Origin of the sequence: Actinosynnema sp. NPDC059335, assembly GCF_042752395.1 — a bacterium.
In the GTDB taxonomy this organism is placed as follows: Bacteria; Actinomycetota; Actinomycetes; order Mycobacteriales; family Pseudonocardiaceae; genus Actinosynnema.
Map to the genome: position 1 here is coordinate 1 of NZ_JBHYXZ010000075.1, position 15,282 is coordinate 15,282.

Genomic DNA, 15,282 nt, shown 5'->3' on the forward strand with positions numbered 1-15,282 from the left:
CGACGGGTCGTACCGACAGGGTGGGGGGCGCGCCCGGCCGGGCTGGCGGCCCCCGCGGTCAGGTCTGAGTACACCCCGGACTCACCGTCCCGGCGCCCGCCCGGGGCTCCTGGATGTCGACCCGCGGCGGGAAGATCAGCAGGGGGGACCGGTCGAGCCGCAACCCGCTGCCGACGACCGAGGTGATGAACATGCGGTCGGGCGTCGAGCCGGGGTGGATGGCCCACGAGTGCGGGTACGGGGTGGCGACGACGGGCCGGTGGTGCTTCGGTTCCTTCTCGCCGAGGCCCAGGTACAGGCCGCTGCCCACGTTCCGGACGATCTGGGTGGTCCGGCTGTCCCGGACGATCTCCCACCGCTGGTAGTCGCGGTCGTGGTGGAACGGCCCCATCAGGACCGTCGGCGACCCCTCCAGGCGCGAGATGTGGGACAGCAGGCCCTTCTGCTCGCCGTTGAACGCGATGCGGTACACGCCGTCCGGGACCACCAGGGCGGTCGTGGCCACGGCGGAGGGCGCGACGGTCAGCGCCGTCACCGCGCCCATCGCGGCGACCCACACGCCCATCACCCTGGCGGCACGTCGGAGCATCATCATCAGCGGATCCCTTCCCTGAGGTGCGTCTCGCGGGAGCGAGAACCCCTCAGGCATACCGCCATTCGGCCGCGCTGATAGCCTGCCGAACGGTGGTAGTACCCGCTCGGATGGGGGACGTGCCGGGAACGCCGGTCAGTCGGGCCGGTGCGCCCCGCCGCCCAGGCCGTAGAGGATGCGCTGGATGACCTCGGGATCGACGTCCGGCTCGTCGCCCAGCTTCTCGGCGGCGGGGGAGCGGCGCGGCTCGCGACGCGGCAGCGGCACGGCGGAGGCGTTCATGCCCGACGGCAGGGCCAGCTCGCACCAGGCCAGGTGCCCGCCCGCGGTGAGGTCCACCAGGCCCGCGCGGGTGCCGGCCAGCTCCGGCGGCAGCGCGACGCGGTTGCCCTCGACCTCGACCACCAGGTAGGTGCCGGTCAGGCGGAGGCGGACGAGCAGGAAGCCGGGGGCGCGCCGGTCGGCCACCTCGACCGCCGCCCCGACGAGCCGGCGGGCCGTCTGCGCGGCCTCGTCCTGCATCGCCCGCAGGCGCCACTCGCCGAGCGAGAAGCGCACGAACATGTCCGCGACGTTCACCGCGGTGGGCAGCGCGACGAGTCGAAGGTCGTCGACCTGTTCGGTCTGGCCGTTCACACCGATCCTCCTCGCCTGCTTCCGGCGCGTGCTGCGCCAGATGGTGCCATGAGTTCGTCCATCGTCACCCACGTGGTCTACGTCCGTGAGCGGACCGTGTCCGCATTGAGTTCTACAACTTCAGTGTTGATCGAAAGAGAACTCTGGTTTACACGACTCGCTACGGACCTACTACGGGTGGGGGCGGTGGGCGGTTCATCCGGGGTTGCGGCGGCGACCGGAAACTACCGAACGACGCGGCGAAAGGGAATGAGGGGTCATGTTCGCCCGGACGAGTTACGCGAGGCACGCAGCGTAGGTGGGTGGCGCGGCGGTCGATAGCGGACGGTGACCTGCGTTGACCGCCGGTGGTGGGTGGGTCGGGGTGAGGGGCGGTTGCGGGTGGCACGGCCGAGGGGGCGGTTGCGGGTGGCGTGACGGAGGGGCGGGTGGCGTGACGGAGGGGCGGGTGGCGTGACGGAGGGGCGGGTGGCGTGACGGAGGGGCGGGTGGCGTGACGGAGGGGGCGGCGAGTGGCATGGCGCGGGGTGGCGGTCGGGTGCGAACGCGGGCGAGCCGAGACGGTCGGCGGGTCCCGGCGGACGCGCCGCGGGTCCGGCGGAACCTGGCGGTCGCGCGTGAACGCCGGCGAAGCCGGTGGAGCGGCAGCGCGAAGGCCCGCCGGCGCTCCGGCGGGCCTTCGGTGGTTCCGTCCGCGGGTGGGGGTCAGCCCTCCTGCTTGACGGCCTCGATCTCCAGCAGGATGGTGATCTTGTCACCGACGACCGCGCCCGCAGCGCCGCCGGTCACGCCGAACTCGCGGCGGTTGATCTCGGTGGAGGCGGAGAAGCCCGCCACCTTCGCGCCCTCGAACCCGTCGCCGAAGCCGTTCAGCTCCAGCTCCAGGGTCACGGCCTTGGTCACGCCGTGCAGCGACAGCTCGCCGTCGACGAGGAAGCCCTCGCCGTGGGCGCGCACGCCGGTGGAGGTGAAGGTCAGCTCCGGGAACTTCTCGACGTCCAGGAAGTCCTCGCCCTTGACGTGGGCGTCCCGCTGCTCGTTGCGGGTGTCGATCGAGGCGGCGTCGATCTTGGCCGTGACCGTGGACTCCAGCGGGTTCTCGGCGGTCACGATCGTGCCCTCGAACGTGCCGAAGTGGCCCCGCACCTTGGAGACGCCGAGGTGGCGGACCACGAACGAGATGTCCGAGTGCACCGGGTCGATCGCCCACGTGCCCGCGAGGTAGCCGGGGATCTGCACAGTCTGCGAGGTCATGGAGTGGTCCTTCTGGGTTGGTCTGGTTGAACTCTCAACAGAACATAGCGCATCCTGGTTGAAGGTTCAACAACGGTCGTATGATGGGAGCATGAGCGACGTGCGGTGGTTGAGCGCCGAAGAGCAGCAGGTGTGGCGTGCCTTCATGACCGCCGTGACGAAGTTCACCGAACACCTCGACCGGCAGTTGCAGCGGGACTCCGGGATGCCCATGGCCTACTACGAGATCCTGGTCGCGCTGTCCGAGGCCCCGGACCGGGCGTTGCGGATGAGTGAGTTGGCGTCGGTGTGCCACTCGTCACGGTCCAGACTCTCCCATGCCGTGGCCCGGTTGGAGAAAGAGGGTTGGGTCGAGCGGCGGGCGTGCGCGTCGGACCGGCGCGGCTCGATCGCGGCCCTGACCGACACCGGGTTCGCCGTCCTGGCGGCGGCTGCCGAGGGGCACGTGACGGCGGTGCGGGAGCACCTGTTCGACGTGTTGACGCCGGAGCAGTTGCGGTCGCTGGCCGAGATCAGCCGGGCGGTGGACGCGGGGCTGACGTCGGAGTGCGCGAAGGTGCAGCGCGAGGAGTTCGCGGACCTGTAGGGGTTGGGCCGTCTGCGAGGGCATTCTGAAGATCAAAAAAGATCAACAGAGTCCTCGCCGGACGGGCAGATCAGCAGGATGGACAACCCCGTCCGGATGTTCCGTTGGGTGGTGGGGCCGGTGTCCGTGTCATCCCGCCGACCTCCACAAGGGCAACCACACGCGTCAAGGGGGCCGTTCCAGCCTCGGGTGCGGTAGGGCCGGGAGTGCCCCCTTGACACGCGTGGTTGGGCGTTGCCAGGTCGGCGGGATGACACGGCCCCCTCCTTGGGGAGGAAGAGCCCTTGCACGGGTGGTGGCTGGTGTGCCCCTCGTTGGCCGGTCGGAACATCCCACCTCCGGGGGAGGGATGGTCCGAAGTGGACGCGGACGGCGGAATCGGGGTGAGCCGACCGGAGCAGGGGCGCGGGTTGTGCCGGAATCGTCACACGAGCCCGTTAGCATCCGGCGGGTGGGAGCCAAGCTGGGCAGGATCGCGCGTCGGGCGATCGGCGCGGGCCGGCGTGAGTCGGCCAGTGTCAGCGCCGCCGCGTTAGGGCTTTTGCTACTGGTCGGCGCCGCGCTGGGCGACGGCATCTCGCGCACCGCCGTCGAGGTCTCCGACGGCCTGACGTGGCTCAACGACGACCAGCGCGGCGAGGTCGTGCAGGTCAACCCCAGTTCCGGCAAGCCGCAGACCCGCCTCCAGGTCAGCGGCGCGGACGCGCAGTTGGAGATCGCGCAGTCCGACGACAAGCTGATCGTGCTCGACCGCCGCACCGGTCAGATCACCGTGATCGACCTCGCCACGCTGCTCTCGTCCGGTCGCAGGCAGGCGCCTCCCGGGCCGTCGGCGAAGGTGCTCATCGTGCTCGACCGGGTCTTCGTGGTCGACCGCGCGGCGGGGTCGATCCACAACGCCGACCCGGTGACGTTGGCCGACATCGGGTCGCCGTGGCTCGCGGGGCAGCCGTTGGCGGACGTGGTGGCAGACGACCACGGCGTGGTGTGGGCGGTGGACCACGGCGGGAACCTGCACGCGTTGGAGTGGTCCGACGACGACCTGGAGTTCCTGGAGCGGTCCAACAAGGCGGTGTCCGGGGCGGGTCCGCGCACGGCGCTGGTGCCGCACGAGCGGGGCGTGACGCTGCTCGGGTTGGAGGGCGGCGTGGTGGTGCGCGACGGCACCGGGCGCGACCTCACCACGAGCACGGCGTCGTTCGCGGGCGAGGTGCTGGCCGCGCAGACGAGCCCGACGGGCCTGGTGCCGGCGTCGGTGCCGGACGCGTCGGCGGTGGTGCTGGTGACCGGTGACGAGGTGGTCCGGGTCGACATGGGGCAGTTCACGTGCCCCAGGCCGGGCCGTCCGGCGGTGTTCCGCGAACGGGTGTACGTGCCGTGCCGGGGTTCGGGCAAGGTCGTGGTGCTGGACCGGTCCGGCCGGCGTGGCGGGGACGACGTGCGCACCGGTGGTCCGGGCGATCCGGCGCTGGTGTTCGACGACGGCAAGTTGTTCATCAACACGCCGGGCGCGGCCGAGGGCGTGATCGTGGACTCCGACGGGCGCACCCGCAGCGTGGTGGTCCGCAGTCCCGAGCTGCCGGTGCTGGACCCGGAGCGGCCGCCGATGCCGAGCGTGCCGAGCCCGCCGCCGCCGCGTCCCGACCCGCCGGCGCGGGACAACCGGGGTCACGGCCAGGACTCCCAGCCGCGCGGTGAGGAGACGACGACCGCGCCGGTGACGACGACGACCCCGAGCGCCGGTGTGTCGGGCACGGCTCCGGGCCGGCCCGCGGGTGTGACGGTGTCGCAGCGCGGCAACAACGGCACGTCGGTGGTCGTGGCGGTCGGCTGGAGCGCGGCGGACGACGGCGGCGAGCCGGTCACGGGGTACGTGGTGACGGGGACCGGCGGGTTCTCGGGCGGGACCCGGGAGACGCGGGTCGCGGGCACGTCGGCGGAACTGGTGCTGCCGTGCGCGGGCACTTCGTTCTGCGCGAGCGGGAAGCTGGACGTCGCGGTGGCGGCCTACAACAGGTTCGGCACGGGAGCGGCGGCGACGGCGTCGTGGACGGTTCGCCCGGCGGCGGGTCCGACGATCACGAACCCGCCGGTGGTCACGACGACGACCACGGCCGCGCCGCCACCGCCACCGCCGCCCCCTCCGACGACGACAACGACGACGACCCCTCCGCCGCCCCCTCCGCCACCGCCGTTGCCCGGCGCGGGCGCCGTGGTGATCAGCACGGTCGGCGTGGGCGCGCACAAGTACGAGAGGAAGGTGACCACGGCCCCGCCGGCGGACTGGGCGAGCCACAGCGGCACGTGCGAGGTGGTCAACAAGACCTACGGGAGCAGTGTGCCGATCGCGTGCTCGGGCGGCACGGTGACGATCGACGTCGACCTCGGCACGAACTCGATCGTCGTGCGGGCGCACGGGCCGGCGGGGTCGGTGGACTCGGCGGCGCGTTCGGTGCTCGTGCGCGAGCCGGTCGAGGAGTGCGGTGGGAGGATCTGCAAGCCGAACAGCCTGCCCGCGTCGGAGAGCAACCAGCTCGTCGGCGGCGGGATCGGGTTGCTGGCGACGGCGTGGCTGCTGACCCTGCGCAACCGGCGGATGCGGCGCGACGGGTCGGAGTAGCCGGCTGACCGGCGGTGTGGACGGGTGACGGGTCGGCGAGCACGAGGGGTTGGAAGTGACGACTGCGGCGGTTCCGGCGATCGGCGAGGACGAGATCGCGGCGTTCCGCGCCCTGCACGAACGGCTCGGCGACGCGGTCGAGTCCGCGGTGCGGGGCAAGCGGGACGTGGTCGACCTCGTGCTGGTCGCGATGTTCGCGGGTGGGCACGTGCTGCTGGAGGACGTGCCGGGCACGGGCAAGACCACGCTGGCGCGTGCGGTGGCGGGCGCGTTGGGCGGGGTGTCGCGGCGGGTGCAGTTCACGCCCGACCTGCTGCCGTCCGACGTCACGGGCACGTCGGTGTACGACCCGCAGACCGGGCAGGTGAAGTTCCGGCCTGGTCCGGTGTTCGCGAACGTCGTGCTGGCCGACGAGATCAACCGGGCCGCGGCGAAGACGCAGTCGGCGCTGCTGGAGGTCATGGAGGAGCGGACGGTCACGGTGGACGGCGTCGCGCACGCCGTGCCCGCGCCGTTCCTGGTGGTGGCCACGCAGAACCCGATCGACCTGGACGGCACGTACCGGTTGCCGGAGGCGCAGTTGGACCGCTTCATGCTGCGCACGTCGATCGGCTACCCGGCGGTGGAGCACGAGATCGACGTGCTGCGGCCGGGCAGCGGCGCGGGCCAGGTGGGCGCGGTGCCGACGGTGAGCAACCCGCACGTGGTGGCGGAGCAGGGTCGTCGGCTGGCGACGCTGCACGTGGCCGACCCGTTGCTGCGCTACATCAGCGACATCGGGGTGGCCTCGCGGGAGGACGGCCGGTTGCGGTTGGGCGCGAGCACGCGTGGTCTGCGCGCGTTGGTGCGGTGCGCGCAGGTGTACGCGGCCGCGCAGGGCCGGCACTTCGTGGTGCCGGGTGACGTGCAGGCGTTGGCCGTGCCGGTGTTGGCGCACCGGTTGGTGCTCACGCGCGAGGCGCAGTTGGCGGGGACCACGACCGCGGACGTGCTGGCGGACGTCCTGGCGGGCGTGGCGGTGCCGCGGCCGGCCGCGCGGTGACCCGGGTGCGGCTGACCGCGCGCGGGACGGGCGCGGCGGTCCTGGGCGGGGTGCTGGCGGTGTTCGGGTTGTGGTGGCGTTATCCGGGTGTGGCGGGGCTGGGCATCGCGTTGCTGGCGCTCGTGTCGGCCGGTGTGGTGTCGGTGCTGTCGCGGGCCAAGGTCGCGCCGAAGCGCACGGTGCGGCCGCGGACCGTGCAGCGGTTGGGCGCGTGCACGGGCGTGGTGGAGCTGACGGGCACCAGCAAGCGGTTCCCGGTGGTGTTCGACGCGACCGACCAGGTGGCGGGCGAGGTGGTGGCGGTGGACCTGCCGCTGCTCGCGCCGGGTCGGCGGGTGAAGGTGGAGTACCCGATCCCGACGCACACCCGCGGTCTGCTGCGGGTGGGTCCGCTGACGTTGAGCCGGCGCGGGCCGGCGGGCCTGGCGCACGCCCGGACGGTGGTGGGCGACGTGGTGGAGGTGCGCGTGGTGCCGCGGGTGCTGCCGGTGCGCGGGCTGCCGGGCGGGGTGCGGCGCGGGCACGTCGGCGCGGACGAGCGGGTGGAGCGCGGCGGCACGGACCTGGTGGGGCTGCGCGAGTACGTGCCCGGTGACGACCTGCGCCGACTGCACTGGGCGACGTCGGCGCGGACCGGGACGTTGATGGTCCGGGAGGACGCCGACCCGGCGCGCCCGCACCTGGCCGTGGTGCTGGACGACCACGCGGAGTCCTACGCCGGGGCCGAGGACTTCGAGGACGCGGTGGAGGTGGCGGCGTCCCTGGTGACGGTGGCGATCGCGGAGGGGCACCCGGTGCGGCTGGTGTCGTCGTCGGGCGCGGTGGACGTGGAGCTGCCGGCGGGCGCGGTGGACGCCGACGCGTCCGCGGTGCTGGCGGCGCTGGCCGACCTGAAGGCCGCCGACGTGACCCCGGCGGGACGTCCGCTGCCGGTGCGGGACCTGGACGTGGTCGCGGTGGTGTGCGGGGCGCGGGCGGAGTTGTCCGCGTTGACGCTGGAGGCGGGTCGGGCGTCGGCGGGGGTGGTGCTGGCGGTGGACCCGGCGCCGGCGCGGCCGGTCTCGGCGGTCGGTTCGGTGCTCGTGCTGCGCCACCCGAAGGCCGAGGGGTTGCTGGACGCCTGGAACACGGCGGTGTCGCGGTGAGCGCGGTGGTGCCGGCGTGAGGGCGCGGGTGAGCTGGTCGGCGTTGCTGGTGGTGGTGGCGGCGCTGCACCTGGGCTCGGGTTGGCAGGGGTACGCGGCGTCGCTGGTGTTCGCGGGCGCGGTGGTGGTGGCGTTCGGGTGCCTGCCGCTGCTGCGGTGGCGGCGGCTGCCGGCCGGGCTGGTGGCGTTCTCGTTGGCGGTGCTGGCGCTGGTCGGCGGCTACTGGGTGGCGCGGGACACGGCGGTCGACGGCCTGGACCCGGCCGGGGTGCTGCTGGACCTGGTGCCGCGGCTGCTGACCGCGGCCCGGCCCGCGCCCGTGACGCCCGAGCTGCTGACGCCGGGCGTGCTGCTGGTGTTCGGGGTGTCGTTGCTCGTGGTGACGGCGGTGGCGCGGCGTGGTCGGTCGCTGCTCGCGCCGGTGGCCGGCGCGGCGGTGCTCTACACGTGCACGGCGCTGCTGACGGCGGGGCGGGCCGACCGGTTCGGCGTGGTCGCGGTGGTGCTGGTCGTGCTGGTGGCGGTCGGGTGGCTGCTGGTGGACCGGCTGGAGGTCGGCGGGCGGCTGCTGCTGGGGTTGCCGGCCGTGCCGGTGGCCGTGGTGGCGGCGTTGGCGGTGGTGCTGCCGTCCGGTGACGCGTTCGAGCCGCGCGAGCTGGTGGAGCCGCCGGTGCGCGACCTGGGGGTGGCGAGCCCGCTGCCGCAGTTGGCGTCGTGGGCGAACCTGGGCGACGTCGAGCTGTTCCGGGTGCGGGGGCCGGAGCGGGCGGTGCGGCTGGTGGCGTTGTCGGACTTCTCGGGCGCGGCGTGGCGGGCGGCGTCGCTGTACGGGCCGATCGGGGCCGTGGCCGAGCCGGACCTGCCGCCGGGTGCGCGGGTCGACGAGGTCGAGGTGGAGATCACCGTGGGCGAGCTGGGCGGGCGGTGGCTGCCGACGGTGGGGCGGCCCACGGCGGTGTCGTTGGACGGCGCGGTGGTCGACCCGGACTCGGGGTCGTTGGTGCTGCCGGACGAGCTGACGCCGGGGTTGTCGTACCGGGTGCGCGGTGTGCTGGACGTGCCCGACGACACGGACCTGCTGGACGCCACCGTGCCCGCCGACGCCGGTCGGTACCTGGACCTGCCGGGGTTGCCGTACTCGCTGGCGGAGTACGCGCGGCAGGTCGTGCGGAACGCGCGGACGCCGTACGAGCGGGCCGTGGCGATCGAGCAGGTGGTGAAGCAGGACCGGAGGCCGGACGCGCAGGCGCCGGTCGGGTCGTCCTACGCGCGGCTGGAGCGGTTCCTGTTCGGCGGCCCCGGCGAGCCGGGGGCGAACGCGGGGACGGCGGAGCAGTTCGCGTCGGCGTTCGCCGTGCTGGGCCGGGCGGTCGGGTTGCCGACGCGGGTCGTGGTCGGCTTCCAGCCCGCGGCGGGCGAGGAGCGGGTGGTGCGGGGCAGCGACGCGACCGCGTGGCCGGAGGTGTACTTCTCGGGGTGGGGCTGGGTGCCGTTCGACCCGGTGGCGGGCGTGGCGTCGGGCGGGTCGAGCGCGGCGCGGAAGCGCGAGGTGCTGGACCGGTTGGCGTCGGTGACGGCCACGGCGACGAGCACCCCGCTGTCCGCCCCGCCGCCGTTGGTGACGCCGTCCGGGCCGGTGGCGGCCGAGGGGACGTCGGCCGGGTCGCGGAGGTGGATCGGGTACGCGGTGCTGGGCGGCGTGCCGGTGGTGGTGCTGCTGACGTCGGGGTTGGCGCGGCTGGTGCGGCGGAGGCGGTTGCGGGCCGCCGGCGCGACCGGCGCGTGGGCCTACGTGCTGGACGGGCTGTTGTTGGCGGGGCGCACGCCGTCGCCGGACCGGACCGCGCCGGACATCGCCGCGGACCTCGGTTCGGAACCGGCGGCGGAACTGGCCCGACTGGCCGACCACGCCGCCTTCGCCCCGCCCCGACCGGCCGGTCGGCCGGCGCCGGTCGGGGTCGGTGATCCCGGGGCCTCGGCCGGTTCCGGGTCGGCCGGTGGTGCGCGGGTGTCCGCCGGGCCTGGGCGCGGGGGTTCCGCCGGTGGTGCGCGGGTCGGGCACGTTGCCGGTGGGGTGGGGATGCCGGCCGCGCGAGCCCGGGCCGTCGGCGAGGCGTGGACCCCGTCCGGCGCGCGGTCCCCGGCGGTGCGGGCGGGCGGCGTTCCGACGGGTCCCGGCGAGCCCGGCAGGTCGGCGTGGCGGTTGGCGAAGCAGGTCCGGAGCGGTCTGCGGCACGGGGTGCCGTGGTACCGCCGGGTGTTCTGGGCGGTGGACCCCCGGCCCCTGTGGCGGCGTTAGCCGTTGCGCACGGCGCACGTGCGGGCCGATGCGCCGCGTTGCGTCGCCGGGTCCTCCAGCCCGATCGCGAGCACCTGGAAGCAGTACTGCGGAGCCCTCGGCTCCAGGCCCTCCAGCACGTGCGACGTCACGCCGGCCACCACCGTCACCAGCGGCTTGGCGGTGGAGCCGGTCACGTCCACCACGACGAACTGGGCGTTGCCGTCGCTCGGGTCGGTCCAGAACAGCTCGATCCGGTCGCCGTCGTCCTCCAACCGCTTGAGCACCGGCGTGAACCTCGGGTCGCCGCCCTCCGGCAGGTTCGCCGTGGTGGTCGTCGTGGTCACCTCGGTCGTCGTCACGGTCGTGGTGCCGGGGGACGCCACCCGGTCCGACCGCCCCGGCAGGTTCACCGCCACCCCGACCACCACGCCCGCGAACACCGCGCCCACCGCGGCGAGCTTCCAGCCCCGGCGGGACCGGCGCGGCGGCGGCTCCGGCAGCTCCACCGGCGGCGGCGGGGGCGGTGGCGGGGGCGGGCGGTGGTCGGTGTGGTGGCGGACGGTCAGGTCGGCCAGGTTCTCGGTCCACGTCCGCACCGGCTCGGCCTCGCTCGGGGCGGGTTCCGGCGGTGTCTCGCGGACCGGCCGGGGGCCGAAGTCGGGCAGCTCGGTCGGGCCGTCCGGGTAGTGCTCGGGCACCTGCCGCCGCACCGCCACCGTGTGCTCGGGGTCCACTGTGGACTGCGGTGCCCCGGTCGGCACCGCCGCCAGCGCCGCCCGCAACGACGCCGCGTCCGGGAACCGGTCCTCGCGGGCCTTGCGCAGGCACCGCAGGATGATCGCCACCAGCTCGGCCGGCACGTCGCGCCGCAGCAGCGACCGGGGCTGCGCCTCGCGGACCCGGCCGAGGTAGGCGAGCATGGTGTCCTCGCCGGGGTTGGCCGACGCGAACGGCGGTTGGCCGTCCAGCAGGGTGAACAGCGTCGAGCCCAGCGACCACAGGTCGTCGGCCGCCGCGGGCGGGTTGCCGTCCACCATCTGCGGCGCGGCGTGGCGGTAGCTCACCATCCCCAACGACGCCGTGTGCGCGGCGTCCGCGCCCCGCGCGATGCCGAAGTCGGCCAGCACGTACGACGTGGGCAGCACGAGGATGTTCTGCGGCTTCACGTCCCGGTGCAGGATGCCCTGGCCGTGCGCGAACGCCAGCGCGTCGGCCACCGCGACGCCGGCCGCGACGACCTCGTGCACCGGCAGCGGCCCGTGCCGGTGGAGGCGGTCGTGCAGCGACCCGAGGTCGTAGTACTCCATCACGATGCACGGCCGGCCCGCGATCACGCCGGTGTCCAGCACCGTGACGATGTGCGGGTGCTGGCGGCCCAGGCGGACGGTGATCTCCAGCTCCCGGCGGAACCGGCTGACCGTGTCGGGGTCGGTGACGTCCAGGACCTTCACCGCCACGTCGCGGCCCAGCCCGTCCTGGGTGGCCCGGTAGACCGTGCCCTCCCCGCCGTGCGCGACGAGCCGGAAGTCGCTGTAGCCGGGCAGCGCCACGGCCGGCGTCCCACCGCTCCGGCCGGGCGGGGGCGCCCAGGCCAGCAGGTCGTCGGCGGGGTCCACGACCGGGATCGTATCGGGCCGGCCCGGTGTCGCCGCACGCCTCCGAACGGGCGCGGCGCGGTGCGCCGGAACGGCCCACCGCCGCCGGTTCCGTCCGAAGTGGACCACCGTGACCGGCCGTGGCGGGGTCCCCGACCGGGTGGGCTCGACGTGCGGGCCGGGGCCGGGCGTCGGATGGTGGGTGCGTGTGCAGGCGTCGGCGGTGGAGGGACTTGCGATGAGTGGCCCGATCGTGGTCGGTGTGGACGGCTCGGAGTCGGCGTTGACCGCCGTCCGGTGGGCGGCGGAGGAGGCGGTCCGGGTCCGGGTGCCCCTCGAACTCGTGCACGCCTACGCGCTGCCCGTCCACGCCTACCCGGAGATGGTGATGACCGGCCCGGAGGTGCAGGAGGCGTTCGAGGAGCAGGGCCGGCAGTGGCTGGAGCAGGCGGCCGCGTCGGTGCGCGACCTGGTGCCCGACCCGAAGACGTCGATCGTCGCGCGCCAGCCCTCCGCCGCGATGGTCGACGCCTCGCGCGACGCCCGGCTCGTCGTGCTCGGCTCGCAGGGCCTCGGCGGGTTCTCGGGCCTGGTCGTGGGGTCCGTGGCGGTCGCGGTCGCCACGCACGGGGAGTGCCCCGTGGTCGTGGTCCGCGGCGAGGCCCGGACCGGCGGTCCGGTCGTGGTCGGCGTGGACGGCTCGCCCGCCGCCGAGGAGGCGATCGACTTCGCGTTCCAGGCGGCGTCCATGCGCGGCACGTCGCTGGTCGCGCTGCTGGCCTGGACGGCGCTGTTCGCCGAGGCCCCCTACGCCGACCGGTTGCGGGTCGACTGGGACGACGTGGCCGAGCAGCAGCGGCAGCTGCTCGCGCAACGCCTGGCGGGCCGGCTGGAGGACTACCCGGACGTCGCGGTGGACCGGCGGGTGGTCCGCGAACGCCCGGCCAAGGCCCTGCTCGACGCCGCCCGCGAGGCGCAGCTCCTGGTCGTGGGCAGCCGCGGCCGGGGCGGGTTCGCCGGCCTGCTGCTCGGCTCCACCAGCCAGGCCATGGTCTACCACTCGCCGTGCCCGGTGGCCGTCGTCCGACCGACGGGCTCGCGCACCTGACCGCGCCGGCACCGTGCCGCCGGAGGCGATCTTGGGGCATGATCGGCACCCCACGGGTCGGTGACGGTATCCGACGGCGGCGCAGAGGAGCGGGATGGTCGCGGTGCTGGGCGGTCTGCGCGCGAATCGGGACCTGGCGGTGCTGGTCGGCGGCGCCGGGCTGGCCGGTCTGGGCGCGCAGGTCACGCTGGTCGGGTTCACCACCGGGCTGGCCGGGTCGGGGCCGTTCGCGGTCGCCGGGCTGTTCGTGGCCGCCGCGTTCGGCGCGGTGCTCGGCGCGCCCCTCGGCGGGTGGGCGGTCGAGCGGGTCCGCAACCACCTGCTGCTGTCCGTGTCGGTGTTCGCCCAGGTGCTGCTGCTGGTGGGCCTGCTGTTCGGGCACGAGCGGCTGCCCGTGCTGTACGGGTTGACGGCGCTGCTCGGCGTGGCCGGCGGCGTGGTGCGGACGTGCGCCTCCGCGCTGATCCCCCTCACCGGGGGCGACGACCAGGACGGCCAGGCCCGCCTGTCGTCCGCGCAGAACACCGGCGCGGTGGCGGGCATCGTGCTCGGCGGCGTGATCGCGGTCGGGCCCGGCGTCGAGGTCGCCGTCATGTTCGACGCGGTGACCGCGTTCGCGCACCTCGCGCTCGTGGTGCTGGCGCTGCGGGTGGACCGCGACCCCCGGCGCGACGACACCGCCGCCGGGCCGGGCGGCCAGTGGAGCGGCTGGGTGCTCCTGCGCAGCGACCGGCTGCTGCTCGGCCGCGTGGTGGCGCAGACCGTCGTCGGCGTCGCGGTGGCCGTCGCGCTGGTCAACGAGGTGTTCCTGGTCCTCGGGCCGCTCGGCGGCAACGGGTTCACCTACAGCGCGGTGCTCGCGTGCTGGACCGCGGGCCTGCTGCTCGGCGCGCGGTTCGGTCGCCGCTTCGCCACCGCGCGGGCGCTGCTCACCGCGTTCGTGGCGGTCAACCTGGTCATGGCGGTGTCGCTGGCCGCGCCCTCCCTGGTGCCGCACGTGGTCGTCAACGCGCTGGCGTGGCTGGTCGCGGGCGGGTGCGGCGCGGTGCAGCACGCCACGCTGACCGGGCTGGTGGAGCTGCGCACGTCGGAAGCCGTGCGGGGACGGGTGCTGGCCACCGCCGGCGCGGTCACGGCCTGCTCCGGCACGGTCGGCATCCTGGTCGCGGGTGCGGTCGTCGCCGCGGCCGGCCCGCTCTCGGCGCTGACCGTCGCGAGCGGGTTGACGCTGGTCGCCGCGCTGCTGGCGGGGTGGTCGGTGCTGCGCCGCGACCACCGGCGCGAGTCGGTCGTGGCCGCCGACCTGGAGCCGGTCGCGCCGGAGGACGACGAGCCGGTTCGGGACCGGGTGGTCGCCGGTTCCGGGCGGTGGACCCCGCGCGGTCGGTAGCCCGGCCCCCTCGGCCAGTCCGAGCAGGTCGGCGAGCCGGCCACGTCTCCGGGCCCAACGTGCTCGTCACGGGGCGCAGGGGCGCGAGCTGCGGCGGCTGGGAAGTTCGCGGTGGCGGAGGTCGGTCGGTTCGTGCGGGGTCCGCCGCTGGTGGGCCGCGTCGAGCCGGAACGCCTGTCGCGCATCGCGTGACGGCGTTCGCGGGAACGGGAGGGGCGGGGATGGACGGGTGGCGGTTCGCGGTCAGCACGCTCGGCGCGCCCGGTGCGCCGGTGCGGGACACCGCGCGCGTGGCGGCCTCGCACGGGTGTCACGGGCTGGAGGTCCGCGTGCACCCCGACGAGGAGGTGCGCGTCGGCCTGCCGCCCGACCGCGCCGCGCGGGTGCGGGCCGAGGTCGCCGACGCCGGTCTGGAGGTGGCCTGCCTCGCCGGGTACGCGAAGGTGTGCGGGCCGGGGCCGGTGGTGGACGAGCTGCGCGCGTTGGTGGAGTTGGCGGTGCTGCTCGGGGCTCCCGCGGTCCGGGTGTTCCCCGGCGGTGACGGCACGCGGGACGGCGAAGCGGCGGCGGTCGAGCGCATCGGCGCGGTGCTGCCCGACCTGCGGGCCGCGGGCGTCCGGCTGCTGGTGGAGACGCACGACTCCCACCCGACCGGCGCGGCGGCGCGGCGCCTGGTCGAGCCGTTCGCCGAGCCGGAGCGGGTGGCGGTGCTGTGGGACGCGGTGCACCCCTGGCGCGCGGGCGAACCGCCGGCCCGGACCCGCGAGGTGCTGGGGGAGTACCTGGGGTACTTCCAGGTGAAGGACGTGACCGCCGCCGACCCGACGCCGGTGCCGCCGGGCGAGGGCGACGTGCCGCTGGCCGAGTGCGGGCGGCTGCTGGCCGACTGGTCGGGCTGGGTGTCGCTGGAGTGGGAACGCGCCTGGTACCCCGACACGGCTCCCCTGCCCGTGCCGCTGCGGGCCGCCGCCGACTGGTACGCCCGGTGGCGGCCAGGGGAGCGGTGACCCCCGCGCCGACCGGTGCGCGGGGC

Annotated in this window: 12 protein-coding genes; 8 read left to right on the forward strand and 4 right to left on the reverse strand. The window is 75.0% G+C overall.

Features of this window, described 5'->3' with window-relative positions; genetic code table 11:
* Positions 1 to 58 precede the first annotated feature (58 nt).
* The 3 genes from ACFXGA_RS22895 to ACFXGA_RS22905 all read right to left on the reverse strand — a co-directional run bounded on the left by ACFXGA_RS22895 (position 59) and on the right by ACFXGA_RS22905 (position 2,482).
* Positions 59 to 595 (reverse strand): hypothetical protein, encoded by a 537-nt coding sequence (locus tag ACFXGA_RS22895; RefSeq protein ID WP_378090868.1) that lies wholly within the window; start codon positions 593 to 595, stop codon positions 59 to 61.
* Positions 596 to 727: 132 nt separating this feature from the next.
* Complete coding sequence (locus ACFXGA_RS22900; RefSeq protein WP_378090869.1) at positions 728 to 1,228, reverse strand: ATP-binding protein; 501 nt, start codon at positions 1,226 to 1,228, stop codon at positions 728 to 730.
* A gap of 705 nt (positions 1,229 to 1,933) precedes the next feature.
* Positions 1,934 to 2,482 (reverse strand): YceI family protein, encoded by a 549-nt coding sequence (locus ACFXGA_RS22905; RefSeq protein ID WP_378090870.1) that lies wholly within the window; start codon positions 2,480 to 2,482, stop codon positions 1,934 to 1,936.
* A gap of 91 nt (positions 2,483 to 2,573) precedes the next feature.
* On the opposite strand from ACFXGA_RS22905, the gene ACFXGA_RS22910 reads away from it, so the two are divergent.
* From ACFXGA_RS22910 to ACFXGA_RS22930, 5 genes are all read left to right on the forward strand, one after another.
* On the forward strand, positions 2,574 to 3,068 hold the full coding sequence (locus tag ACFXGA_RS22910; RefSeq protein WP_378090871.1) for a MarR family winged helix-turn-helix transcriptional regulator: 495 nt from the start codon (positions 2,574 to 2,576) through the stop codon (positions 3,066 to 3,068).
* Between the two features lie 451 nt (positions 3,069 to 3,519).
* Positions 3,520 to 5,688 carry a hypothetical protein gene (locus ACFXGA_RS22915; RefSeq protein ID WP_378090872.1) on the forward strand — a complete coding sequence of 723 codons (2,169 nt, stop codon included), beginning with the start codon at positions 3,520 to 3,522 and terminating at the stop codon, positions 5,686 to 5,688.
* 55 nt (positions 5,689 to 5,743) lie between these two features.
* Positions 5,744 to 6,730 (forward strand): AAA family ATPase, encoded by a 987-nt coding sequence (locus tag ACFXGA_RS22920; protein ID WP_378090873.1) that lies wholly within the window; start codon positions 5,744 to 5,746, stop codon positions 6,728 to 6,730.
* A gap of 5 nt (positions 6,731 to 6,735) precedes the next feature.
* Positions 6,736 to 7,875: a DUF58 domain-containing protein gene (locus tag ACFXGA_RS22925; protein WP_378090874.1), complete on the forward strand. Its 1,140-nt coding sequence runs from the start codon at positions 6,736 to 6,738 to the stop codon at positions 7,873 to 7,875.
* A gap of 16 nt (positions 7,876 to 7,891) precedes the next feature.
* Positions 7,892 to 10,174 carry a transglutaminaseTgpA domain-containing protein gene (locus ACFXGA_RS22930; protein WP_378090875.1) on the forward strand — a complete coding sequence of 761 codons (2,283 nt, stop codon included), beginning with the start codon at positions 7,892 to 7,894 and terminating at the stop codon, positions 10,172 to 10,174.
* On the opposite strand, the gene ACFXGA_RS22935 is transcribed toward ACFXGA_RS22930, so the two are convergent.
* Complete coding sequence (locus ACFXGA_RS22935; protein ID WP_378090877.1) at positions 10,171 to 11,772, reverse strand: serine/threonine-protein kinase; 1,602 nt, start codon at positions 11,770 to 11,772, stop codon at positions 10,171 to 10,173. The genes ACFXGA_RS22930 and ACFXGA_RS22935 overlap by 4 nt on opposite strands.
* 217 nt (positions 11,773 to 11,989) lie before the next feature.
* Between ACFXGA_RS22935 and ACFXGA_RS22940 the strand changes: the two genes are divergently transcribed.
* From ACFXGA_RS22940 to ACFXGA_RS22950, 3 genes are all read left to right on the forward strand, one after another.
* A complete protein-coding gene (locus tag ACFXGA_RS22940) occupies positions 11,990 to 12,859 on the forward strand; it encodes a universal stress protein (RefSeq protein ID WP_378090878.1) in 870 nt (289 codons plus the stop codon).
* Between the two features lie 94 nt (positions 12,860 to 12,953).
* Complete coding sequence (locus ACFXGA_RS22945) at positions 12,954 to 14,249, forward strand: MFS transporter (protein WP_378090879.1); 1,296 nt, start codon at positions 12,954 to 12,956, stop codon at positions 14,247 to 14,249.
* 221 nt (positions 14,250 to 14,470) lie between these two features.
* Entirely contained in the window at positions 14,471 to 15,256 is a 786-nt protein-coding gene (locus ACFXGA_RS22950) for a sugar phosphate isomerase/epimerase family protein (RefSeq protein ID WP_378090880.1), read from the forward strand.
* The last annotated feature ends 26 nt before the right edge of the window (positions 15,257 to 15,282 follow it).